The sequence below is a fragment of the Bradyrhizobium sp. MOS003 genome (assembly GCF_003020125.1).
In the GTDB taxonomy this organism is placed as follows: domain Bacteria; phylum Pseudomonadota; class Alphaproteobacteria; order Rhizobiales; family Xanthobacteraceae; genus Bradyrhizobium.
In genome coordinates this window covers 758,857-781,209 of the sequence record NZ_PYFW01000003.1, presented here as the reverse complement: position 1 = coordinate 781,209, position 22,353 = coordinate 758,857, and the positions used below count along the sequence as shown (strand labels likewise).

The window sequence follows — 22,353 nt, the reverse complement described above, 5'->3', positions numbered from 1 at the left end:
GTTGTCCTCCCTATTCCGCGGCGACCGGCAGCGACGCGTTCTGCAGCAGCCGCCAGATCCGGTTCGGCGTCGCCGGCATGTCGACATGGGTGACGCCGAGATGCGACAGCGCATCGACCACCGCATTGATGACGGCGGCGGGCGAGCCGATGGTGCCGACCTCGCCGCAACCCTTCACGCCCATAGGCGTGTGCGTGCACAGCGTCGAGTGGGTCGCGACCTTCATCATGGGCATGTGGTCCGCACGCGGCATGCAGTAATCCATCAGCGAGCCCGACAGGAGCTGGCCGGAGCCCTCGTCGTAGACCGCATTCTCGAATAGCGCCTGGCCGACCCCCTGCACGATGCCGCCGTGCAGCTGGCCCTCCACGATCATCGGGTTGATCACCGTGCCGACGTCGTCGACCGCGGTGTAGTTGACCAGCGTCACCGTGCCGGTCTCGGGATCGACCTCGACCTCGGCGATGTGGCAGCCGCCGGGATAGGTGAAGTTGACGGGGTCGTAATAGGCCTGCTCTTCCAAGCCCGGCTCCAGCACTTCGAGTGGGTAGTTGTGCGGCACGTAGGCGGCGCCCGCGATCTCCTCGAAGCTCTTGACCCGATCGGTGCCGGCGACCGCGAACTTGCCGGCCTCGAACTGGATGTCGACCTCGGCGGCCTCGAGCAGATGCGCGGCGATCTTCTTACCCTTCGCGATCACCTTGTCGGTGGCCTTCGACAATGCGGCGCCGCCGACCACGAGGGAGCGCGAACCGTAGGTGCCCATGCCGAACTGCACGCGGTCGGTGTCGCCGAACACGATATCGACATTCTCGAAGGCAACGCCGAGCTTCTCGGACACGATCTGCGCGAACGTCGTCTCGTGGCCTTGGCCGTGATTGTGGGTGCCGATCATGACCGTTACCTGACCGGTCGGATGCACGCGCACCGTGGCGCTTTCGTAGAGGCCGCCACGCGCCCCCAATCGTCCGGCGAAGCGCGATGGCGCAAGGCCGCAGGCCTCTACATAGGTGGAATAGCCGAGCCCGCGGAACTTGCCCTTACTCGCAGAGGCCGCCTTGCGGATGCCGAAGTTCTTGACGTCGGCGGCCACAAGCGCACCGTCCAGGCAACCCATGGGATCGCCGGAATCGTACTGCACCAGCACCGGCGTCTGGTACGGATATGCTTCCTTCGGGATCATGTTGCGGCGGCGGATCTCGACCCGGTCGATGCCCATCTCGCTGGCTGCGACATCGACCATGCGCTCCAGCACGAAGGTCGCCTCGGGCCGGCCGGCACCACGATAGGCGTCCACCGGCACGGTGTTGGTGAACACCACCTTCACGTTGCAATAGATCGCCGGCGTCGTGTAGACACCGCCAAGCAGCGGCGCGTAGAGGTTGGTCGGAATGTTCGGCCCGAAGGTCGAGAGATAGCCACCCATATTGGCGAGCGTGTTGACGCGGAAGGCCAGAAACTTGCCGGTCTCGTCGAGCGCCAGTTCGGCCTCGGTGACGTGATCGCGGCCGTGGCGGTCGGAGACATAGCCTTCCGAGCGGCTCGCGACCCATTTGATCGGCCGCTTCACGCGCTTGGCGGCCCAGGTGATCACCGCCTCCTCGCCATAGTGGAACTGCTTGACGCCGAAGCCCCCACCGACATCAGGCGCGACCACCCGCAGCTTGTGCTGCGGGATGTTCAGCACCAGCGCCCCCATCAGGAAGCGCACGACGTGCGGGAACTGGCTGGTGGTCCATAGCGTGAAGCGATCAGTGCCCGGTTCGTATTCGGCGATGGCCGCGCGCGGCTCCATCGGATTGCCGATCAGGCGGTTGTTGACCAGGCTGAGCTTTGCGACATGCGCAGCCTTCTTGAACGCGGCTTCTACGGCGGCCTTGTCGCCGAGCTCCCAGTCGCAGCAGATGTTGTTCGGGACGTCGTCGAAGAGTTGCGGCGCGCCCGGCCTGACGGCTTCGAGCACGCCGACGACCGAAGGAAGCACCTCGTAATCGACCGCCAGCAACTCCGCCGCCGTGTCGGCCTGCTCCGGCGTCTCGGCGATGACGAAGGCCACCATGTCGCCGACGAAGCGCACCTTCCCTTGCGCCAGCATCGGGAATGGCGGCTCCTTCATCGGGACGCCCTTGGCGTCCGAGATGCCCCAGCCGCAGGGTAACCCGCCAAGGCCATCAGCCTTTACGTCGTCACCGGTCAGAACCGCGATGACACCAGGAGAAGCGAGCGCGGCGCTCTTGTCGATGCCGCGCAGGATCGCATGCCCGTGCGGGGAGCGCACGAACACGCCTGCGGTCAGGCCGGGTCGCTTGATGTCGGAGACGTAATTGCCGCGTCCCGTGAGGAAACGCTGGTCTTCCTTGCGCTTCGGTGAGGCGCCGATGCCGATCACATTGCTCATGGTCACTCTCCCTTGGCGGCGTTCATGGCGGCAGCGCCGGCCATGACAGAGACGACGATGTTCTGGTAGCCGGTGCAGCGGCAGATATTGCCTTCGAGACCGTGGCGGACATCGGCCTCGGTCAGGTCTGGCTTCTCGGCGGCGAGCGCCACCGCGGTCATCAGCATGCCGGGCGTACAGAAGCCGCATTGCAGACCGTGATGCTCACGGAACGCCTCCTGCATCGGATGCATCTGGTTCGAGCCGGGTGCGCCTTGCAGGCCCTCGATGGTGAGCAGCGTCGCGCCGTCGAGCGCGGGTGCCAGCAACGTGCAGCTCTTCACAGGGAGGCCGTCGAGATGCACCACGCAGGCGCCGCACTGGCTGGTGTCGCAGCCGATATGCGTGCCCGTGAGGTGAAGCTGCTCGCGCAGCAGCTCGGAGACGAGCGTCGCCGGTGCGGCCTCGACAGTGGTTGGCCGGCCGTTGAGTGTAAAGGATATCTGCACGGTCATACTCCTGTGCGCAGGGGTCTTCAGGCGAGAGGCAACGCGCTGCCGGTGGCCCACGTGGCCATCACGACATCGCCAACGGTGAATGGATCCGCGAAGAAGGTCTTTTCCGGCACATAGGCGACGAACTCGTCGTCCGGCACGGTGTCGAGCATGACCTTGACGAAGTAGCCCTGATACTCGATGGCGAGCACACGGCTCGGCAGCGAGGTTGTGCAGCCCGGCGGCAAGTCCCTGCCCGGCCGGACGAGAGCGACATCGTCGCGGCGAACGGCGATGTCGACCTTGTCACCGACGCTGACATTCGCGCGCGCCTGAAGTGGCACTTCGATGCCGGAGGGGGCGGCCTGCGCGAGGGTAAAACTGGCGCCATTGACCTTCTCGACGCGGCCGGACAGCACGTTCTGCCCGCCCATGAACTCGGCGACGTAGCGATCATGCGGATGGGCATAGACATCGCGCGCCGCGCCTGCCTGCTTGATCTTGCCTTGCTCCATCACCACGACGAGGTCAGCCAACGCAATTGCCTCGAGCTGGGTGTGGGTGACATGGATGAAGGTGATGCCGAGCTCCTGCTGCATCCGCCTGAGCTCCTGGCGCATCTGCACCCGGAGCTGCTCGTCGAGCGCCGACAGCGGCTCGTCGAGCAACAACACCCTGGGCTCGGTGATCGCAGCCCGCGCCAGCGCGACGCGCTGCTGCTGGCCGCCGGAGAGCTGCGCCGGCAGGCGGTCGGCGAATTGCGTGAGCCGGACTTTCTCAATCATGGCATCGGCCGCGCGAAGCCGATCGGCCTTGGACTGGCCTCGCACGCGAAGCGCAAAGGCAATGTTCTCGCGGACCGTCAGATGCGGAAACAGCGCGTAGGACTGGAACATCATCGCGGTGCGGCGCTGTACCGGTGCAAGCCCGACGACGTTCTGCCCACCGATGACGATCTCGCCGGCGGTCGGGTCCTCGTGGCCGGCAATCATGCGCAGGATCGTGGTCTTGCCGCAGCCGGACGGGCCGATGAAGCAGCAATAGGCGCCGTCGGCGATCCTGAGGTTGACGCCATCGACCACATTGGTCACGCCGTCAAAGCTCTTGCAGACGCCTGCCAGTTCGATATCGCCGCGATCTTTCTTCATGTCTCAGCTCAACCCTTTGCGCTGCTGCCGCGCTTCTTCTGGATCAGCACGATGCTGCCGAGGCTCGCACCGATGACGACGAAGGAGACGATGGTGGTCACAGTCCCCAGCGCGTAGAGCGAGGGCGAAGTGACGTTCAGCGTCATGCTCCAGATTTCCAGCGGCAGCGTGTTCAGCGAGCCCGCGGTCTGGAGGCTGCGCGCGAACTCGTCATAAGAGAGTGTGAAGCCGAACAGCGCGACCGCGACGAGGCCGGGCGCCAGCACCGGAATCATCACCAGCCGGATCGACTGCCAGCGGCTGGCACCGAGGTCGTAGGCCGCCTCCTCCCAGACATGGTTGAAGCGCGACATCACGGCGAACATCACCAGCACCCCGAACGGCAGCGTCCAGGATAGCTGCGCGCCGAGCGCCGAGCTGTACCAGCTCGCATTCAGCCCGAGCGCCTGGAACAGAAGCCCCGTGCCGAGACCTAGCACGAGACCGGGCGCAACAAGGCTGCCGATCATCATGTAGAAGACGAAGGTGTCGCCGCGAAATCGTTTGCGGAAGCCGAGGCCGGCCAGGAACGAGACCACCACGGTGATGACAGTGACGATGACGGCAAGCTTGATCGAGCGGTCGAACGAGCCCTTGACGTCGCCGGTGCGGACTTGCGTAAAGAGATCGACGAACCAATGCATCGAGTGCCCCTTCATCGGGAACACCAGGCCGCCGCGGATGTCCTGGAAGGACAGGACATAGATGCAGAACATCGGGCCATAGAGCGCGATGACGTAGAGAGTGAACAGCGCCGCCAGCACGTAGAACGTCCAGGGACGTCCGCCCCTGCTCGGCGCGATCGCCTTGGACGTCGCGGGCGCGACCGTTTCGGGCATGTCGGCTAGAACCGCGCTCATCGCGTGATCTCCTGCCTGATATCGACGGTGCGCAGGATCAGCGAGACGATCGCGACCAGCACCAACGTCAGCAGCACGGCGCTTGCGGCCGCGGTCGGATATTGCAGCACGCCGACGTCCTCGTAGAAGGCGCTAACCACCGAGGCCGAGCCGCCGCCGGACATCACCTTGACCACGAAGAAATCGCCCATCACGATCGAGACCACGAAGATGGTCCCGAGCGCGATGCCGCTCTTGGACATCGGCACCACGATCAGGCGCATGATGTCGAAACGGCTGGCGCCGGCGTCGATGGCGGCCTCGATCAGCTTCTTGTCGATCCGCGCCATGGAATTGAAGATCGGCACGATCATGAAGATCGTGAGCTGGTGGACATAGGCGATGACGACGGCGAGGTCCGAGAACAGCAGGACTTCCAGCGGTTGATGGATCACGCCCACTGCCAGCAGCGCCTGATTGATCAGGCCCTCCTTGCCCAGAAGCGGAATCCACGAGATCATGCGAATGATGTTCGAGGTCCAGAACGGCACGGTGCAAAGCAGGAACAGGCCGATCGCGAGCAGCTGGTTGCGGACGTGAAACACCAGGAAATAGGCGACAAAGAAGCCGATGATCAGCGTGAAGACCCAGGTCAACACGGTGAACTTGATGGTCGCCAGATAGAGTTTCAACGTCAGCGCCGAGTGCAGCACCTCGACATAGCTTGCGAGCGTGAAGCCCGGCGTCAGCCCGCCAAAGCCGTCGGTCGCAAAGAAGCTCGCGGCGAGCACGACAAGGATCGGCGCCACGAAGAACGGCACGAGCACCAAGACCAGCGGCGAGACATAGAGCCAGCCGGCAAGATTTGCGCGTGGTGACGTTTGAGCTGGACTAGAACTTGGCTGCATGTCGGCGAACGCCTCGAAGTCGTTCTTCTCGCACCGGCGCAGTCACGCGCCGGCGCTTCGCTCGAGTCAGGGAAAGCAGGTTTCAGGCTACCTTGAAGTCGTTCCAGCGCTTGTTCATGTAGGCGGCTTCGTCCATCAGCGTGTTCCAGCACGAGATGTTTTTGACGCGGTCGAGGAACGAGCCGCCGTCACGCTTGGTGCCGGCCTTCTCCATCGGCACGCCGTAGGGATCGTTGATCACCGCGGGCGCCGGCTTGCCGTCGTACCAGAAGTCCCATTCTGCAGCGGTCAGGAACTTCTTCGCCGTCGACGGCACGGGGCTGTAATAGCCGTAACGGCCGACGAAGCCGCCCTGCCAGCCCGAGAGATACCAGTTGAGATATTCGTAGGCGGCATCGAGCTTCTTGCCGGAGAGATGCTTCATCAGGCCCATGCCGTTGCACCAGCCGCGATAGCCTTCCTTGCCGTTCTTGACGTTCACAGGCGCGTAGACGCAAGGGATCTCCTTGACGCGCACCGCGGCGACTGCCGGCGACCACATCGACTGGATCACCACTTCGCCTGCGGCCATCAGCTGCACCGACTGGTCGAAGGTGGTCCAGGTCGCGCGGAACTGGCCCTGCTTCTTTAGCTCAATCAGCTTGTTGCAGGTGAAGTCGATCTCCTCCTTAGTCATGTTGCCCTTGTTGCCGTACTTGATCAGGCCGGCGCTTTCGAAGCAGAGCGCAGCATCCATGATGCCGATCGCGGGCACGTCGAGGATCGCGGCCTTGCCCTTGAACTTGGGATCGATCAGATCCTTCCACTCGGTCACTTCATGGCCGACCAGATCGGGCCTGTAGCCGATGGAGTCGGCATTGTAGACCTGCGGCAGGAAGGTCGCCCATTCGGTGACGCCGTCGTGCAGATCGGTCGAGTCGGGCTTGGAGATGTACATGGCCTCGTAGGGCGAGATGCCCTGGCGCGGGATCTTGTGGCCGTCGATCTCGCCCTTGGTGAAGATCGGCAGGATGTTGTCGAATTCCTTGATCTTCTTGACCTCGATGCCCTGGATCACACTGCGCTTGGCGGCGAGCTTGGCCTGCCAGCCCTCGAGATCGGCGATATCGACCGTATTAGGCTGGCTTATGAAGCGGTTGATGGCAGCCGAGGTGTCGAGATTCTGCATCGTCACCTTGAAGCCGAGATCCTTGGCGGCCTGGTCGCCGATCGCCTTCACCACCGAATAGGAGACGCCGACATGGCGCAGCTCGATGTCCTTGATCTCCTGCGCCCAGATGGTCGGGAAACCGCGGATCGCATCCGATCCGACAGCTGCGCCCGCAACTGCGGCCGCCCCCTTCAACAGCGTGCGCCGGTTCAACTTTTTCGCCGATCCCGCTTCCGTCCCCGCCGGATTGGAAGTGGACGTCCCCTTAGCCCCATCAGACATGGCAACCCTCGTTGGTTACGATGAACGCTCGCGTCGGACGTCATTGTCCAGCCGCGGATGTGATCGATTGCGCGCGAGGCTAGAGGCGGGATTTTGCGAAGTAAAATTGGAAGTAACAATTCGCGGCATAAGCGCCACTAATGGCTCAAATCTCTGCACGTCATCTCGGCAGGGCCGCTCAGGAAGGCAGCAGGCAGTGGCTCGAACTACCTTCAATACAGTAAGCGATGGCGGGCATCAGCTCCCCACCACCGCCACGTCTCGGGACGAGCACGACTGAGGCTCGCCAGCACCAAAAGAGTAAAACCGCGAGCTGGGCGCTCTACGCTCCCGCTTTTGCCTTTCGCGCGGCGATCTGCTGGAGCGCCCAGCGGGCGTTCTTGCGCACGTCGGGATCGGGATCGTCGGCGACCACCACGAGGTACGCCTCGCCCTCGGGGGCGGCGATCTCGCCGAGCGCGGCAGCCGCCTCCTTCCGTAAATTCGCCTGCTCGTGGCTGATGCAGTTGCCGATCGGTCGCAGGGCGCGCTCGATCTTCATCTTGCCCAGGCTGCGGATCGCTTTGAGCCGCACCTGCCAGAATTCGTCGGCAAGCGAGGCGATAAGCTGATCGGCGGCGAGCGAACCGTTGACGTTGATCCCCAGAGTCTCGGCGGCCATCTCCCGGACCATCCAGTCGGCATCCTTCAGGGCGCGGGTGATCGTCTCGGCCGCCGGCTTCATCTGCGAGAAGGCGAGCGCGCTCACCGCGGCGCGGCGCACATGGGCGTCGGGATCATGGATCAGCGCGGTCAGCGCCGGGATCGACTCTTCGAGCTTCAGGAAGCCGATGACGCCGATCGCCTGAACGCGGACGGCCGCGTCGCCGTCCTGGAGCGCTTCCAGCGCGGGCTTCAGCGTGTCCTTGCGGCGCAACTCCTTGAGCGCGCGCAGCGCGCCCATGCGGACGAAGGCGTGGCCGTGCTTGACCAGCGGCAGGATGATTTCGGCGCAGGCGGCGTCTTTGAATTCGGCCAAACTGTCGGCCGCGGCCGACGCCACGATTCTCTCAGGGTCGACGAGCAGCCTGACGAGTGCACTCGCAGCCTCCGGCCCGTCGAACTCGCCGAGCGCCATCGCGACCTGCTGGCGCACGCCCGCGTCCGGATCGGACACAAGGTTGGCGAGATGCGCGACCGCGGCAGGGTCGCCGGAATGGCCGAGCGCGATGATGGCGACGCGCCGCTCGGCCGGATCGGCGGCCTGCAACCGCTCGTCGGCGTCTTCGAGATCGTCATAGGATTCGAACGGGCTCGACATGCTCACCTCAGCAAATAGGGAATGTTGACGGTGACGGCGCCGGTCGGGCAATCGGCCTCGCAGGGCATGCAATACCAGCACTCGTCATAGGCCATGTAGGCCTTGTTGGTCATGTCGCTGATGCGGAGCACGTCGAGCGGGCAAACGTCGACGCACACGGTGCAGCCCTTGTCGGCGATGCATTTGGCGTCGTCGACGACCACCGGAACCGATGTCTGATAGGATGCGAGAGGCATCGTTGATCTCCTGTTGTTGCTATTTGACGGTGGATCAGGCGGTCGCGCGGATGCGCTGCTTGTCGTAGAGGTCCTTCTCGTCGTCGGCGATCGGCACGACATAGGGCTCGACCGCACGCTTCTCGCTGGTCATCCTGCCGTTCTGCTTGCTCAGGAGCGTGTGGCAGAACCAGTTCTCGTTGTCCTTCTCCGGGAAATCGGTGCGCCAGTGATAGAGGCCCCAGCGGCTCTCCTCGCGATACAGCGAGGCATGGACCGCCATGTCGGCGCAGTCCATGATCGACTGTACTTCGAGCGCACGGAGCAGCTCGTGCGCGTTCCGCGCGATCATGTGTTCCTGCATGTCCTGCCGCGTCTCGGCGAGGCGGCGCATGCCGAGCTCATATTTGCGCGTGACCTTCGGCGGCTGGAGATAGTCATTGACGAGGCGGCGGGTCTTGTACTCGACCTGGTTCGGCGGAATGCCGTCCTCGCGCTTCGTCGGCGCCAACACGCGGTCACGCTCCCTGGCGACATCGGCCGCGTCGAACTCCGCGAAATCGTGGCTGTCGGCGAACTCCATCGCGTCGATGCCGGCGACCGCCCCGTTGGTGAAGGCGCCGAGCATGTAGTTGTGCGGCACGCTCGCCATGTCGCCGGCGGCATAGAGGCCCGGCACGGTGGTGCGCGCGTTGTCGTCGACGAACACCCCGGAGGCGCTATGGCCGGAGCAGAAGCCGATCTCGGAGATGTGCATCTCGATCGAGTCGTTGCGGTAGTCGACCCCGCGTCCCTGCTGGAATAAGCCGCGCGTCGGCCGCTCCACCTTGTGCAGCGTGGATTCGATTTCCGAGATCGTGTCCGGGTGGAGATGCTTGAGCTGGAGGAACACCGGGCCCTTGCCCGACAGCAGCTCGTTGTAGAATTCGAGCATCATCTGTCCGGACCAGTAGTCACATTCAATGAAGCGAGATCCCTCGTTGTTGGCGGTAAATGCACCGAAGGGACCGGCGACATAGGCGCAGGCAGGACCGTTGTAATCCTTGATCAGCGGATTGATCTGGTAGCATTCGAGGTTCGCGAGCGCGGCGCCGGCGTGATAGGCCATGGAATAGCCGTCGCCGGAATTGGCGGCATTCTCGTAGGTGCCGAACATGTAGCCGGAGGTCGGCAGACCCAGGCGGCCGGCAGCACCCATGCAGAGGATAACGGCCTTGGCCTTGATCACTAGCATTTCGGCCGTGCGGGTGTTGACGCCGATTGCGCCGGCGATGCGGCCGTCGGAGGATTTCAGCAACCGCGTTGCCATGTAGCGGTTGGAGATCAGGATGCGGGCACGCCGCAGCTGGCGATAAAGCGCCTTCTTCACGGTCTCGCCGTTCGGCATCGGCAGCACATAGCTGCCGATGTGGTGCACCTTCTTGACGGCGTAGTCGCCGTTCTCGTTCTTCAGGAAGCGGATGCCGAAGCTGTCGAGCTCCTCGACGATCTTGTAGCAATTTTGCGCGTATTTATAGACCGCCTTCTGGTCGACGATGCCGTCATTGGCAATGGTGATTTCCTTGGTGTACTGCTCCGGCGTCGCATAGCCGGGGATGACGGCGTTGTTCAGGCCGTCCATGCCCATCGAGATTGCGCCGGAGCGCTTGACGTTGGCCTTTTCGAGCAGGACGACATTTGCCTTCGGATTCTTCAGCTTCGCCTTGAGCGCCGCCATCGGGCCAGCCGTACCGCCGCCGATGACCAGCACATCGCAGGAAACCTCCGAAAGTCCGTCGACGATCTGATCTAGTGCCATCGCTTGCTCCTGGTTCGCCGGTATCTCCGGCGCCTTTGCATCAGATTTGTTCAGGGAGCGTCGCGGCGATAGCAATTAGTTGTCGCCGGGACGCGATTTGCGCCTCAGCGCTCGACGAAGGCCTTTTCAATGACGAAATGGCCGGGCTGGCTGTGGTTTCCTTCGACGAAGCCACGCCCGGAGAACATTGCGGGAAGTTCCTCCAGCATCGCCGGGCTGCCGCAGAGCATGATGCGGTCGGTCTCGATGTCGAGGCTGCCCTGCCCGATATCGTCGAAGAGCTGACCCGAGGCAATCAGGTCGGTGATGCGGCCACGATTCCTGAACGGCTCGCGGGTGACGGTCGGGTAGTAGACGAGCTTGTCGCGGATCAAGGGTCCGAAGAATTCGTGATTGCGGAGGCCTTCGACCACGTGCTCGCCATAGGCGAGTTCGGAGACCTGGCGACAGCCATGGGCGAGCACGATGGTCTCGTAGTTCTCGTAGACGTCGGGGTCCTTGATCAGGCTGGCGAACGGCGCGAGGCCCGTGCCGGTCGAAAGCAGCAGAAGACGTTTTCCGGGAATGAGATTGCCGGTGATCAACGTCCCCGTCGCCTTGCGACCGACCAGGATGATGTCGCCTTCGCTGATCTTCTGGAGGCGCGAGGTCAGCGGCCCGTCCTGCACCTTGATCGAGAAGAATTCGAGCGCCTCCTCGTGATTGGCGCTTGCCATGCTGTAGGCCCGCATCAACGGCTTGCCCTCGACCTCGAGCCCGATCATCGCAAACTGTCCGTTCTGGAAACGGAAGCCGGGATCGCGTGTCGCGGTGAAGCTGAACAGGGAATCAGTCCAGTGCCGGACCGATAGAACCGTTTCCTTCTGAAATGCGCTCATCCGTCGTCTCTCCACGCCTGCGGTTGGGCGCAAGGTTTCGGAGAGACGGGAGTCCGGCAACCCGGAACTGAAATTCCCGGTCGATTAGTTTCACATTTCGCGGGCGATGATCGGGACGCAGCCGGCCTTGGCAACTAGTTGCTATCGCGATCGTCTGCGGCGACCTAGAAAAAGGGTCGGAGATACGTCATGACCATGACTTTGGTAGCACCGACCGTTGCAGACTACGAAGCGAGCGCCGACCTGGCGACGCTCCTCGTCCGCACCACACAGGATGATGCGCTGAGCGTCCCGGCCGAAAGACTTCGCCTCTCCTGCAAATGCGCTCACTGTACCCGCGCCCGCTTCGACGGCCGCTTTCCCGAACGCTTTCCCGGCATCGCGATCACCGAGATCGGCGACCTCGGCTATGGGCTGAACATCTCGTTCTCGGACGGGCATAATCGGGGGATTTACCCGAAGCCGTATCTGCTGAGCCTGGCGGCGGGGTGACCGTTAGTCGGGTCGTCATTCCGGGGCGCCCGAAGGGCGAGCCCGGATCCATAGCCCCGGCTCGTAGTTATGGATTCCGGGCCTACGCGCTTTGCGCGCATCCCGGAATGACGCAGAAAGTAGATCACCCCTATCTGGCACGGACATTGCTCCTCTTTAGAACGATTTGAACGTTCCGGAGGTTGACGATGTTGCAGGCGGCGAATGTGGTTCGCGGGGCTGTTCCCCCGGCAGTCCGGCCTGCAGGCAGCTCCTCGCTGCTGCTCACCGAGAACCAGCAATGGATCGGCGGCCCCCCGCCGCTGATGGACAAGCTCTCGCCGCGCGAGCGGGAGTTGGTGTTGAAGCAGGGCCGCCGAAAAGTGCTCAACCGCGGCCAGACCCTGTTCAGCCAGGGCGGCAGGCATGACGGCATCTGGCTGATCGAGAGCGGCCGCATCCGGGTGTTCTACACCTCTCCGCTTGGGCGCGAGATCACGCTGGCCTATTGGCATGTCGGCAATTTCGTCGGCGGGCCGGAAGTGTTCGAAGGCACCGTGCATCAATGGTCCGGTGTTGCGTCCAGCAATTGCAGCGTCGTGCACCTTCCCGGAAGAGAGTTGCGGTCCCTTGCCGTCGAGATTCCGAACCTTGCGATCGGCCTGATCGAGGGCCTCACGTTCAAGGGCAAATGCTACTCGGCTCTCGCCCAGATGCTTGGAACGCGCTCGATCACGCAGCGCCTTGCGCATCTGTTGCTACACCTCGTCGAGCTCTATGGCGTCGAGGACGCCGATGGCAGGGTGATCGCAGCCACCTTCACCCATGCCGACATTGCACACATGGTCGGAGCCACCAGGCAATGGGTCACGATCAGCCTGAAGCGGATGCAGGAAAAGGGAATCGTGCTGACCAAGCGATCGCAGATCGTGGTCTGCCGGGCAGACGTGCTGGAAGAGATGCGCGGCCACGCATCCGATTGACCGAATTTGCGATCACGGCCCGTGCACAGGCAAGCGGCTTTATAGTGCAGGACTGCTCAAGGAGTATGCAATCAGCTTTTCCCGGCAACTAATCGACTGCAGCGGTCATTCCGGATTTGCCCTGACCGGGCCCTCACCCAATCATGGCAACCACAGCACGTCCAACCGAATGAGGATGAGAATGGTCCGCCATCTTTCCACGCTCTCGATCGCGACGTCGGTGACGTCGCTGGCCCTTCTGGTCGCGCAACCGGCCTTGGCGGAAACGGTCACGCTCGGCATCGGAACGCAGGACACCACAACCAACACGGTGACCGCCGGTGTCGTCATCCGCCAGTTGCACCTGCTCGAGAAATACCTGCCCAAAGACGGCAAATACAGCAACATCAAGTTCGAACTGGAGTGGCAGAACTTCACGTCGGGTCCGCCCGTCACCAACGCGATGATGGCGAACAAGCTGCAGATCGGCATGATGGGCGACTATCCGCTGATCGTGAATGGCTTCACGTTCGAGAGCAACCCCGAGAGCAAGAGCCGCCTGATCGGCATCGCCGCCTACAGCCTGTCAGGCTCCGGCAACGGCATCGTCGTTCACAAGGACTCGCCCTATTACGATCTCGCCGATCTCAAGGGCAAGCTCGTCAGCGTACCGTTCGGCTCCGCCGCTCATGGCATGGTGCTGAAGGCGATGCAGGACCGTGGTTATACCCCCGACTTCTTCCAGCTCGTCAGCCAGAGCCCCGAGGTCGGCTCGACCAATCTCCAGGAGAAGAAGATCGACGCACATGCCGACTTCGTTCCCTTCGCCGAGCTGCTGCCGTTCCGCGGCTTCGCACGGAAAATCTTCGACGGCGTCGAGACCAACGTCCCGACCTTCCACGGCATCGTGGTCCGCACCGATTTCGCCGAGAAATATCCGGAGGTCGTCACTGCCTATCTGAAGGCGGTCATCGCCGCCAATCAGTGGCTGCGCGAAGATCCCAAGCGCGCCGCGGAAAAGATCCAGGAATGGACCGGCATCAGCAAGGAGGTCGTCTACATCTTCCTGGGGCCGAGCGGCAACATGACCACCGATCCCACGGTCAAGCCGGCGTTGATCGACGCCGCGACTGCCGACGTCAAGGTTCTGCAAAATCTCGGCCGGATGAAGGAGTTCGATCCGAAGAAATGGGTCGACGACGGCTATATCCGCAAAGCCTATGCCGAGATGAAGCTCGATTACGACGCGCAGCTCGCGAGCACCAAGAATTACGAGATCTCCGGCGAAGACGCCTTTTGCAAGAAGCCGATCGCCGATCCGCGCAAGGCCGGCGAGGTCTGGGTGGATGATTCCGGCATCATGCCGTTTGCGTCCGCGGCGTGTACGTTGGGCGCCTATGCCGACTTCAAGGCCAAGGGCAAGAAGATCAACGTCGCTTACGTCTTCGACACCACGCGCGGCATCAAGCTGTTCGCCGACCAGGCCTTCTTCGCGGTCGGCGATGGCGAGGTCGCCCCGTTCCTGCTGAAAAAGGACGCCGAAGCCTACGCCGCCAAGGTCGGCGGCAAGGTGCTCGGCTTCGACGACGCGGTGAAGGCAGCAGTCAGCGGAGGCAAGACGTGAGCAGCTCCGCCATCCTCAGACAGCCCGAGGACAGCATGCCGGCAACAGCCATTGCAGCGGCGGGCCCGGAGCCCATCGCCAGACCGCCCTCCTTCGGAACACTCGCGCTGCGCTGGTACCGACTGAACCGCAGCGGCCTGCGCGCGATTGCGATCGGCGTTACCTCGCTGCTGGCATTCCTCCTGGTCTGGCACCTGCTCACGACCTATCGCGTCGTGTTTTTCGTGCGCTTCACCAACGTGCCCTCGCCACTCGCGGTCTATGCCAGCTTCACCAAGGCGATCCACGACCCCAAATTCCTGCTGCATATCGTTCTGAGCTGTCGGCGCATCCTCATCGGCTTCTCGCTCGCAGCCATCATTGGCGTGCCGCTCGGCCTGATCATGGGCCGCTTCAAGCTCATCCACGAGATCATCTTCCCGGTCGCGGAAGTGCTGCGGCCGATCCCGGCGATCGCCTGGGTGCCGATGGCGATCATGCTTTGGCCGACCAACGAGCAGAGCATCGTCTTCATCACCTTCCTCGGCTCGTTCTTCCCGATCCTGGTGAATACACTTCACGGCATGACGCTGGTCGATCCCGTGCTGGTGCGCGCAGCGCAATGTCTCGGTGCGCGTGAGCGATCGATCTTCCGCGAGGTGTATTTTCCGGCCTCGCTGCCGCACATCTTCACCGGTCTCACCGTCGGCATGGGCGTGGCCTGGGTGTCGCTGATCGCAGCCGAGATGATCTCGGGCCAGTACGGCATCGGCTATTTTACCTGGGAGGCCTATTCGCTGGTGCAGTATGCCGACATCGCGCTCGGCATGATCGCGATCGGCGTTCTCGGCTTGGGATCGAGTCTGCTGATCCGGGGCGCCGGACAATTGGTGATGCCGTGGAGAGCCAAATGAACGAGATTCCCGCCAAGGCACCGCAAGGACACATCGAGGTCACGAACTTTTCCCTCAGCTATGACAGCATCGAGGGACCGGTCCAGGCCGTCACCGACACCCAGATCCATGTGAAGCCGGGCGAATTCGTCTCGATCGTCGGGCCCTCCGGCTGCGGAAAATCCACGCTGCTCAATGCGGTCGCGGGCTTCCTCAAGCCGACCACCGGTATCGTCACCGTCGACGGCGAACGTGTGAGCGGACCCAGCGCCGAGCGCGGCATGGTGTTCCAGCAATATTCGCTGTTTCCCTGGAAGACGGTGCGGGAAAACGTCGAGTTCGGCCTGAAGATGCGCGGCATGCCGCGCTCGCAGCGCGAGCGCGCCGCCCGGACGCTGCTCGGGCTAGCGGGCCTGGAGGCCTTCGAGAAGCACTATCCGGAAAAGCTCTCGGGCGGCATGAAGCAGCGCGTCGGAATCGTTCGCGCGCTTGCGACGGGACCGAAGGTGCTGCTGCTGGATGAGCCGTTCGGTGCGCTCGACGCCCAGACCCGCGTCATCATGCAGCAGATCCTCACCAACATGTGGCAGCGGCTGAAGATCTCGGTGCTGTTCGTCACCCACGACATCGACGAGGCGATCTTTCTGTCCGACCGCGTCTACTGCATGACCGCGCGCCCCGGTTCGATCAAGGCTGAGGTTCCGATCCCGCTGGAACGGCCGCGACAGCAGTCGATGATGATGTCCTCGGAATTCCTGGCACTGCGCCGCGGGCTGATGTCCCTGATCCGCGAGGAGAGCCTGAAGGCGATGGGCGGCGAGATCAGCGACCTCGGCATGCGGGGGTTGGACATCGAGCTGCACGGCCAGTCCTTGGCCGAAGTGCTTTAGCCGAGAACTCGTCGAACTTGCGCTCGACAAGGCCGGGCGTGAGCACTTCGTTGACGATCCTGGCGCGATGCTCGCGCCCGGTGCTGGAACGTTGGACCAAGCTTCGCCCCGTCCTTCGAAGCCGTCTTCGTCAATCACGCGAACGAAGACGGCGGGACGGTTGACCATCCCGCCGGATCACGTCACCACCAGCGTTCCCAGCGGAATAACGATAATCGAACGCATCGATCGAACGGATGGTGAAGCCGTCAGTCACGCTGCAGATCCTGCGAGACGACGCGGAGCCGCCACCATCTCAGTAAGCGCGCGCGAAGTCCCCTTCCTGCTTGATATCGCTGAAAACAGGGTAGCGCGCTCTCCATGCCGTACCCTTGGCCTTGGTCAACTCGCTGAGCCGTTCCAAAACGTGGAGGCCGTCCTTGCGCAGGCTGGCAGACACTGCGGCGCGATCCGGGAAATTCTTCAGCACCGCATCGAGCCAGATGGTGCGACCTGCGAGGAAGCCGCTCGCGCCCGCCGCATAGGAATAGTCGAGCACGCGCTCGAATTTCTCCGGCGCAGCGCCGCCCGAGAGCAGCACCCAGGGGATATTGCGACCGCGGCAGATATCGCCGATCGCATCGAACTCCTTCTGCGCAGCCTTGGCCTCCGCACTGCCGTCACGGGCCGGCAGGCTGTTGGCCGCCAGCGGGCTCTCCAGCTTGAGCAGGTCGACGTTGTATTCGGGCTTCGCAAACTCGCGCACGCTGTCGATGACGAGGCCGGGGAGCTTGCCCGGCGATTCCACGTAATCTGGGGTGTGGTTGGCGCTGCCGAGGAACGGATAGACCAGCAGTTCGAGCACGTAGGGAATGTCGTGACGGGCGCAGTCTTCGCCGATCTCGCGCACGAATTTCTTCTGGTGATCGTTCACCGCGGCATCGGCATCCGGCCGGTACCAGGCCAGCACCTTGACGGCGTCGCCGCTCATGGCGCGGATTTTCTCCACGCTCCAGTTGGTGATGGCGCGCGACTTGCGGCCGCCCGCGGTTTCCTCGACGCGGTGTTCTTCCAGCGTCATGATCAAGCCGCAGCGCGGCGGCAGCAGATCGATCGCAGCGGGCACGGCGAAATTGGGGTCGAACAGCATTGAGCTGCAATGCGGCGCAAGGTTCTCGACGAGGAGGCGTTTCGCCGCCGTGACGTCGGAATATTCGACCTGCTCCCGCGTGATGCCCTTTGCTTTGGCGATGGCATCGAACAAAGGCGGCCGCTGGTCCAGCGCGACCATGCGAAAGTGGCCATCCGCGTCTGCAAGCCGTGCCAGGCCGCGGTTCTTTCCAATCGTTCTCATGGCTTCGTCCTCATGAATACAAGACACTCGTTGATATCGGGGATTCCGTTGCGGCCGCCGGCGTGGCGGCATTTCATGGCGGCCGCGGCCGCCGAAAACGCCATGGCGGCGCTCACGCCGAGACCAGCGCCGATTGCCAGCGCATAGGCACCGTGAAAGACGTCGCCCGCGCCCGTGGTGTCGACGACGTCGACGGTATAAGCGGCCTGCCGGTGCAACTCGCTGTTTTCGTACCAGCTAACGCCCCCTTCGCCGCGCGTGACGGCGATGACGCGGCAGCCGAAGCGCGCGAGGGTTGCGAGCGATTTATCGTCCGTCGAGCCGGCAAAGGCGGCAAGTGCAGGCTCGGAAAAGATCGCGTGGTCGGTCAGCGGCAGCAACCGCTCGAACACGTCAGGCTCCGCCATGTCACCGTCGAGCACCGTCGGGATGCCACGGGCGCGCGCTTCCCGAAACAACGTCGCGGCGCCCTCGACCCAGCGGGGATCGGCGAGCACGGACGATGCGCGCGAGACGGCCTCGAGCGGGAGCCAGTCGGCGGCTTCGGGATAGAGACCGCGGAAGTTCACGATCTGCCGCTCGCCGGAGCTGTCGACGATGACCCCGGAGACGGATGAGCGGCCATCGGCAAACAGTCGGAAATTCTCGACGTCGACGCCTTCCGCGGTGAAGGCCGACTTCATCTCGTGACCGGCGGCATCGTTCCCTGCCCGCCCCCAGAACGCGACGGACGCACCGAGCTTTGCCACCGCGACGCCGGCATTGGCGGCCATGCCGCCGCCAAGCGTGCCATATTCGATGGCCTTGATCTTTTCGCTTCCACCCGCGAACGGCCGATCGACGCGCCAGACCTGATCGAGCGCGGACAACCCGAGACAGATCACGTGCACGGGCCTCCTCTTGGACGCGACGTCCGCGAGCGCCGACAGATCCCCAATGTCGACCAATGCGCTCACTGCACGACCTGTCCATTGGCGGCATCGAACAGATGAGTCTTGCCGGATTGCGGACGCAGAATGATGCGATCGCCGACCTTTGGTCGTAGCGCCGGATCGACCCGCGCGATCGCGGAGCCGCCGGCCAGATCGAAATGGATCAGCGTATCCGAGCCGAGCGGCTCGACCAGCCTGATGTTGACGGCGATGCCGTCGGCCGCATCGGCGGTGACGGCGAAATGCTCCGGGCGAACGCCCAGCACGGCGCTTCCGGCCTGGCGCAGGCGGCCCGCGGTATCACCATCCAGCGGCACCGCCGTCCCGCCTTGCGAGAGGATCGCTCCCTCCCCGCGCCATTCGACCGGAAAGAAATTCATGGCCGGGGAGCCGATGAAGCCGGCCACGAACTGGTTGGCCGGCCGCTCGTAGACCGCCTCGGGCGTGTCGTATTGCTGGATCGTGCCGCTCTGAAGCACCACGATGCGGTCGGCCATGGTCATGGCCTCGATCTGGTCGTGGGTCACGAAGACCATGGTGGTCTTGAGCTCCTGCGACAGCGCCTTGATCTCGGCGCGCACCTGCCCGCGCAGCTTGGCGTCGAGATTCGAGAGCGGCTCATCGAACAGGAAGGCTTTGGGGTTGCGCACGATCGCACGTCCCATGGCGACACGCTGGCGCTGGCCGCCGGAGAGCTCCTTCGGCTTGCGGTCGAGATACGGCTCGATGTGCAGCAGCGCCGCCGCGTGCCTCACCCGAGCATCGATCTCCGCCTTCGGCGTTCCCCGCAGTTCCAGCGCAAAGGACATGTTGTCGTAAACCCGCATGTGCGGATAGAGCGCGTAGTCCTGGAACACCATCGCGATGTCGCGCTGCGCCGCCTGGACGCCGTTGACGCGGGTGTCGCCGATGTAGAGGTCTCCGGAGGAAATCGGCTCGAGACCTGCGATGATCCGGAGCAAGGTCGACTTGCCGCAACCGGACGGGCCGACGAAAACCACGAATTCGTGGTCCGCGATCTCCAGATTGAGATCGGGGATCACGGTGAAATTCCCGTAGCGCTTGGTGAGGTTGCGGATCGAGATCGAGGCCATGATCGTCAGTCCAGCGCCAGCACGGGCTTGATCAGCTCGCCCTTGGCGAAGCGGGCGAAATTCTCGGGGAGAGCCGAAAGGCCGAACTCGCCATCGACGAGGACGCGATACTCGTCCTTGTATTTGCGCAGCAGCTCGACATTCGGCTCGAAATCCGAAACCGGGAAATAGAAGGTCCGGATCATGTAAAAGTCCTTGCGACGGAAGACCTTGCCTTCCTCGATGGTCCAGGGCGCGGCGTTCTCGCCGACCAGAACCAGCGCCCCGCGCGGCAGGACCAGCTCGATGCCGAGGTTTCTGGCCGCATGCGCGCCGGAGCATTCCATGATGAGCGCAAAGCGCTTCGAGGTATCACCGACCGGATGTGCTTTTGCACCGAAAGACTGGGCGATTTTCAATCGCGTCGCGTTGGGATCGGCGACATGGACGTCATTGTAGCCGAGCGCATGGAGCGCCAGCACGACGCCGAGGCCGACAGGACCTGCACCCATGACAAGAACAGGTCCGGCCTCGTTCGCTGGCACCACACGGCTGACGAACCGCACGGCGTGGCCGGAGGTGCCGATGGTGTCGAGCAGGAGCGGCGCGAGGCTGTCCTCGATGTCATCAGGCACCTGCAGCAGACAGTTTTCCGGCACCGGGACGTATTCCGCATAGCCGCCCGGCCTATTCCAGCCGATCAGGCTCGAGACTTCCAGGCACATCTGGGTGTCGCCCCGCGTGCAGGCGGCGCAGTGGCCGCAATGCAGGGGGATGTAGACCGCGCAACGGCGGCCATGCAGACGGTGACCAGGCTGCTCGACGACACCAAAGATCTCATGCCCGGCGGTGAACTCGGCGCCCTTGTGCCAGAGCTTGAAATCGGAGCCGCACAGCGCGGTGCGCGAGATCCTGACCAGCACCTCGCCGGTGCCCACATCGGGCATCGCCACGCGCTCGATGGTGATGCGGTCATTGCCGTGGAAGACCGCGGCCTGCATGATTGAGTTCGGACGGGGAGATACGTTCATCAAATACCTAGCCTTTCACCGCACCGAGCGTCAGCCCGGACACCAGCCAGCGCTGAACCAGGGCAGCCAGCACCAGCGGCGGCAACGCGATCAGCGTCGCAGCCGCCATGAGGGCGCCCCATTGCGTGGAGCCTTCGCCGATGAAGTTGAAGGCGGCCGCGATCAGCGTCTTGGTGTCACCATTGGAGAGCACCAGCGCAAACAGGAAGTAATTCCACGAAAACACGAAGGCGAGGATCGCCGACACGGCGATGCCTGACGCCACCAGCGGCATCGCGATGCGCCAGAGGATGCGTGTGACGCTGCATCCATCCACCTGTGCCGCCTCGAACACGCTGCGTGGAATGGCATCGAACGACGGCAGCAGCACCCAGATCACGATCGGGAGCGTGATGACGGCGTGGCTGAGAATCAGCGCGGTGTAGGAGCCGATCATGCCGATCTGCCGGAACATCACGTACCACGGCAGCAGGAAGAGCGTACCCGGCGCCATGCGCGCCGCGAGCGTCAGGATCGCCGGCCACGTGATCCGCGTCCAGGACACGGCGAAGGCGGCGGGAATCCCGAACAGCAGCCCCAGCGCGGTTGAGCCGACAGTGACAATCAGGCTGTTGAGCGCATAGCTCAGGAACGGCGTCGTCCTTGTCAACTCCGCGTAGTTCTCCAGCGTGGGCGAGAAGACCAGCGTGGGCGGATAGGCAGTGACCTCGAAGGACGGCTTGAACGAGGACAGCACCATCCAGACCGTCGGCGCCATGATGAGCACACCGGCGATCACGAGCTGCACCGTGTTGAGCCAGCGGATCCAGCGGTCGGTGTTGGCGGCACCGTTCATGACATCACCAAGCCACTGCGCCGCGCAGCCGGTTGAAGGCGAGCACGGCGCCGAACACGATCGCGGTCAGCGTCAGCATCAAAGCGCTGGCATAGCCGATGTTGAAGAATTCGAATCCGACCCGGAAGCCGTAGATATTGAGCGTATTCGAGGCGTTGCCGGGGCCGCCCTGGGTCGTGATGTAGATGATGTCGAAGAAGCGCAGGAGATCGACGCTGCGCAAGATGGCTGCAGTGACGATGGTCGGCAGCAGCAGCGGCAGCGTGATGCGCTGGAACGTCTTGAACGGAGATGCACCGTCGATCTGCGCGGCCTCATAGACGCTCGGCGGCAGCGACTGCAGTCCACCCAGCACGATCAAGGCGACATAGGGCGTCCATTGCCAGCTGTCGATCAGCGCCACGGTCGGAATCACCCATGTCGGCGAAGCCAGCCAGTCCGAGGGCGGCAAGCCGAACGATTGCAGGATATAGTTGGCGGCCCCCAGCGACGGATCGAGGATCACCAGCCACATCATGCCCGCCACGACAGGCGGCATCATGAAGGGCGAGATGAACAGCGAGCGCACGATGCCCGGCAGGCGCTTGGCATTGAACAGCACCAGTGCGAGCCAGACACCGAAGACGAGTTGCAGCACCAGCGACAGCACGAACAGCGCAATGGTGATCCACAGCCCGTGCCAGAATTCGTAATCGGAGATCAGCTTCGAATAATTGGCGAGGCCCGCGAAGGATTGTTTGCCGGTCGAGGAGAACGTCTGAAAGCCGAGCCAGATCGTATAGACGACCGGAAACGCGATCATCGCGACCGTGAAGAACACGGCCGGCGCCGAGAGCGCCGCCATCTCCAGCTTCCGCCGGTCCTGCGTGAGTGGCGCAGCCGTATCAGACATGTATTCCTGT

At 63.4% G+C, this 22,353-nt stretch carries 21 protein-coding genes; 5 read left to right on the top strand and 16 right to left on the bottom strand.

From position 1 onward, the window contains the following. Positions 1-10: 10 nt before the first annotated feature. The 10 genes from C7G42_RS18400 to C7G42_RS18355 all read right to left on the bottom strand — a co-directional run bounded on the left by C7G42_RS18400 (position 11) and on the right by C7G42_RS18355 (position 11,428). A complete protein-coding gene (locus tag C7G42_RS18400; RefSeq protein WP_106950343.1) occupies positions 11-2,398 on the bottom strand; it encodes a xanthine dehydrogenase family protein molybdopterin-binding subunit in 2,388 nt (795 codons plus the stop codon). 2 nt (positions 2,399-2,400) lie between these two features. Further along, complete coding sequence (locus C7G42_RS18395) at positions 2,401-2,892, bottom strand: (2Fe-2S)-binding protein (protein ID WP_199580978.1); 492 nt, start codon at positions 2,890-2,892, stop codon at positions 2,401-2,403. 20 nt (positions 2,893-2,912) lie between these two features. Continuing rightward, positions 2,913-4,019, bottom strand: coding sequence for an ABC transporter ATP-binding protein (locus C7G42_RS18390; RefSeq protein ID WP_106950342.1), 1,107 nt, complete (start codon positions 4,017-4,019; stop codon positions 2,913-2,915). Between the two features lie 8 nt (positions 4,020-4,027). Next, positions 4,028-4,918, bottom strand: coding sequence for an ABC transporter permease (locus tag C7G42_RS18385; RefSeq protein ID WP_106950341.1), 891 nt, complete (start codon positions 4,916-4,918; stop codon positions 4,028-4,030). Then, on the bottom strand, positions 4,915-5,805 hold the full coding sequence (locus C7G42_RS18380) for an ABC transporter permease (protein WP_106950340.1): 891 nt from the start codon (positions 5,803-5,805) through the stop codon (positions 4,915-4,917). Before C7G42_RS18380 ends, C7G42_RS18385 begins: the two co-directional genes overlap by 4 nt. A gap of 82 nt (positions 5,806-5,887) precedes the next feature. After that, complete coding sequence (locus C7G42_RS18375; protein WP_106950339.1) at positions 5,888-7,237, bottom strand: ABC transporter substrate-binding protein; 1,350 nt, start codon at positions 7,235-7,237, stop codon at positions 5,888-5,890. Positions 7,238-7,559: 322 nt separating this feature from the next. Further along, positions 7,560-8,537, bottom strand: coding sequence for a HEAT repeat domain-containing protein (locus tag C7G42_RS18370; protein ID WP_199580977.1), 978 nt, complete (start codon positions 8,535-8,537; stop codon positions 7,560-7,562). 2 nt (positions 8,538-8,539) lie between these two features. Further along, positions 8,540-8,773: a 4Fe-4S dicluster domain-containing protein gene (locus C7G42_RS18365; RefSeq protein ID WP_007593252.1), complete on the bottom strand. Its 234-nt coding sequence runs from the start codon at positions 8,771-8,773 to the stop codon at positions 8,540-8,542. 34 nt (positions 8,774-8,807) lie between these two features. Then, positions 8,808-10,550: a fumarate reductase/succinate dehydrogenase flavoprotein subunit gene (locus tag C7G42_RS18360; RefSeq protein ID WP_106950337.1), complete on the bottom strand. Its 1,743-nt coding sequence runs from the start codon at positions 10,548-10,550 to the stop codon at positions 8,808-8,810. Between the two features lie 104 nt (positions 10,551-10,654). After that, positions 10,655-11,428, bottom strand: a complete 774-nt coding sequence (locus C7G42_RS18355) for a ferredoxin--NADP reductase (protein ID WP_106950336.1) — start codon at positions 11,426-11,428, stop codon at positions 10,655-10,657. Between the two features lie 195 nt (positions 11,429-11,623). Here C7G42_RS18355 and C7G42_RS18350 point away from each other — a divergent pair, with 195 nt between their 5' ends. The 5 genes from C7G42_RS18350 (at position 11,624) to C7G42_RS18330 (ending at position 16,247) form a co-directional block, all read left to right on the top strand. Next, positions 11,624-11,920, top strand: a complete 297-nt coding sequence (locus C7G42_RS18350; protein WP_199580995.1) for a gamma-butyrobetaine hydroxylase-like domain-containing protein — start codon at positions 11,624-11,626, stop codon at positions 11,918-11,920. A gap of 188 nt (positions 11,921-12,108) precedes the next feature. Next, a complete protein-coding gene (locus C7G42_RS18345) occupies positions 12,109-12,882 on the top strand; it encodes a Crp/Fnr family transcriptional regulator (protein ID WP_106950334.1) in 774 nt (257 codons plus the stop codon). 181 nt (positions 12,883-13,063) lie between these two features. Beyond that, positions 13,064-14,485, top strand: a complete 1,422-nt coding sequence (locus tag C7G42_RS18340) for an ABC transporter substrate-binding protein (RefSeq protein ID WP_199580976.1) — start codon at positions 13,064-13,066, stop codon at positions 14,483-14,485. 35 nt (positions 14,486-14,520) lie between these two features. Further along, positions 14,521-15,378: an ABC transporter permease gene (locus C7G42_RS18335; RefSeq protein WP_502694216.1), complete on the top strand. Its 858-nt coding sequence runs from the start codon at positions 14,521-14,523 to the stop codon at positions 15,376-15,378. After that, entirely contained in the window at positions 15,375-16,247 is an 873-nt protein-coding gene (locus tag C7G42_RS18330) for an ABC transporter ATP-binding protein (RefSeq protein ID WP_106950331.1), read from the top strand. Before C7G42_RS18335 ends, C7G42_RS18330 begins: the two co-directional genes overlap by 4 nt. A 295-nt stretch (positions 16,248-16,542) precedes the next feature. On the opposite strand, the gene C7G42_RS18320 is transcribed toward C7G42_RS18330, so the two are convergent. From C7G42_RS18320 to C7G42_RS18295, 6 genes are all read right to left on the bottom strand, one after another. After that, positions 16,543-17,580 carry a tagatose 1,6-diphosphate aldolase gene (locus C7G42_RS18320; protein WP_106950330.1) on the bottom strand — a complete coding sequence of 346 codons (1,038 nt, stop codon included), beginning with the start codon at positions 17,578-17,580 and terminating at the stop codon, positions 16,543-16,545. Continuing rightward, positions 17,577-18,470: a sugar kinase gene (locus tag C7G42_RS18315; protein ID WP_245427783.1), complete on the bottom strand. Its 894-nt coding sequence runs from the start codon at positions 18,468-18,470 to the stop codon at positions 17,577-17,579. Before C7G42_RS18315 ends, C7G42_RS18320 begins: the two co-directional genes overlap by 4 nt. Before the next feature lie 62 nt (positions 18,471-18,532). Continuing rightward, on the bottom strand, positions 18,533-19,606 hold the full coding sequence (locus C7G42_RS18310) for an ABC transporter ATP-binding protein (protein ID WP_106950328.1): 1,074 nt from the start codon (positions 19,604-19,606) through the stop codon (positions 18,533-18,535). Positions 19,607-19,611: 5 nt separating this feature from the next. Then, complete coding sequence (locus tag C7G42_RS18305) at positions 19,612-20,616, bottom strand: zinc-dependent alcohol dehydrogenase family protein (protein WP_106950327.1); 1,005 nt, start codon at positions 20,614-20,616, stop codon at positions 19,612-19,614. Positions 20,617-20,623: 7 nt separating this feature from the next. Next, positions 20,624-21,451, bottom strand: a complete 828-nt coding sequence (locus C7G42_RS18300) for a carbohydrate ABC transporter permease (RefSeq protein ID WP_106950326.1) — start codon at positions 21,449-21,451, stop codon at positions 20,624-20,626. Positions 21,452-21,455: 4 nt separating this feature from the next. Further along, positions 21,456-22,343 (bottom strand): carbohydrate ABC transporter permease, encoded by an 888-nt coding sequence (locus C7G42_RS18295; protein ID WP_199580975.1) that lies wholly within the window; start codon positions 22,341-22,343, stop codon positions 21,456-21,458. Positions 22,344-22,353: the final 10 nt, after the last annotated feature.

What these genes read in the sequence shown, in the direction of transcription:
- C7G42_RS18400 (WP_106950343.1), bottom strand. Translation starts at nt 2,398, where the DNA reads ATGAGCAATGTGATCGGCATCGGCGCCTCACCGAAGCGCAAGGAAGAC.
- C7G42_RS18395 (WP_199580978.1), bottom strand. Translation starts at nt 2,892, where the DNA reads ATGACCGTGCAGATATCCTTTACACTCAACGGCCGGCCAACCACTGTC.
- C7G42_RS18390 (WP_106950342.1), bottom strand. Translation starts at nt 4,019, where the DNA reads ATGAAGAAAGATCGCGGCGATATCGAACTGGCAGGCGTCTGCAAGAGC.
- C7G42_RS18385 (WP_106950341.1), bottom strand. Translation starts at nt 4,918, where the DNA reads ATGAGCGCGGTTCTAGCCGACATGCCCGAAACGGTCGCGCCCGCGACG.
- C7G42_RS18380 (WP_106950340.1), bottom strand. Translation starts at nt 5,805, where the DNA reads ATGCAGCCAAGTTCTAGTCCAGCTCAAACGTCACCACGCGCAAATCTT.
- C7G42_RS18375 (WP_106950339.1), bottom strand. Translation starts at nt 7,237, where the DNA reads ATGTCTGATGGGGCTAAGGGGACGTCCACTTCCAATCCGGCGGGGACG.
- C7G42_RS18370 (WP_199580977.1), bottom strand. Translation starts at nt 8,537, where the DNA reads ATGTCGAGCCCGTTCGAATCCTATGACGATCTCGAAGACGCCGACGAG.
- C7G42_RS18365 (WP_007593252.1), bottom strand. Translation starts at nt 8,773, where the DNA reads ATGCCTCTCGCATCCTATCAGACATCGGTTCCGGTGGTCGTCGACGAC.
- C7G42_RS18360 (WP_106950337.1), bottom strand. Translation starts at nt 10,550, where the DNA reads ATGGCACTAGATCAGATCGTCGACGGACTTTCGGAGGTTTCCTGCGAT.
- C7G42_RS18355 (WP_106950336.1), bottom strand. Translation starts at nt 11,428, where the DNA reads ATGAGCGCATTTCAGAAGGAAACGGTTCTATCGGTCCGGCACTGGACT.
- C7G42_RS18350 (WP_199580995.1), top strand. Translation starts at nt 11,624, where the DNA reads ATGACTTTGGTAGCACCGACCGTTGCAGACTACGAAGCGAGCGCCGAC.
- C7G42_RS18345 (WP_106950334.1), top strand. Translation starts at nt 12,109, where the DNA reads ATGTTGCAGGCGGCGAATGTGGTTCGCGGGGCTGTTCCCCCGGCAGTC.
- C7G42_RS18340 (WP_199580976.1), top strand. Translation starts at nt 13,064, where the DNA reads ATGGTCCGCCATCTTTCCACGCTCTCGATCGCGACGTCGGTGACGTCG.
- C7G42_RS18335 (WP_502694216.1), top strand. Translation starts at nt 14,521, where the DNA reads ATGCCGGCAACAGCCATTGCAGCGGCGGGCCCGGAGCCCATCGCCAGA.
- C7G42_RS18330 (WP_106950331.1), top strand. Translation starts at nt 15,375, where the DNA reads ATGAACGAGATTCCCGCCAAGGCACCGCAAGGACACATCGAGGTCACG.
- C7G42_RS18320 (WP_106950330.1), bottom strand. Translation starts at nt 17,580, where the DNA reads ATGAGAACGATTGGAAAGAACCGCGGCCTGGCACGGCTTGCAGACGCG.
- C7G42_RS18310 (WP_106950328.1), bottom strand. Translation starts at nt 19,606, where the DNA reads ATGGCCTCGATCTCGATCCGCAACCTCACCAAGCGCTACGGGAATTTC.
- C7G42_RS18305 (WP_106950327.1), bottom strand. Translation starts at nt 20,616, where the DNA reads ATGAACGTATCTCCCCGTCCGAACTCAATCATGCAGGCCGCGGTCTTC.
- C7G42_RS18300 (WP_106950326.1), bottom strand. Translation starts at nt 21,451, where the DNA reads ATGAACGGTGCCGCCAACACCGACCGCTGGATCCGCTGGCTCAACACG.
- C7G42_RS18295 (WP_199580975.1), bottom strand. Translation starts at nt 22,343, where the DNA reads ATGTCTGATACGGCTGCGCCACTCACGCAGGACCGGCGGAAGCTGGAG.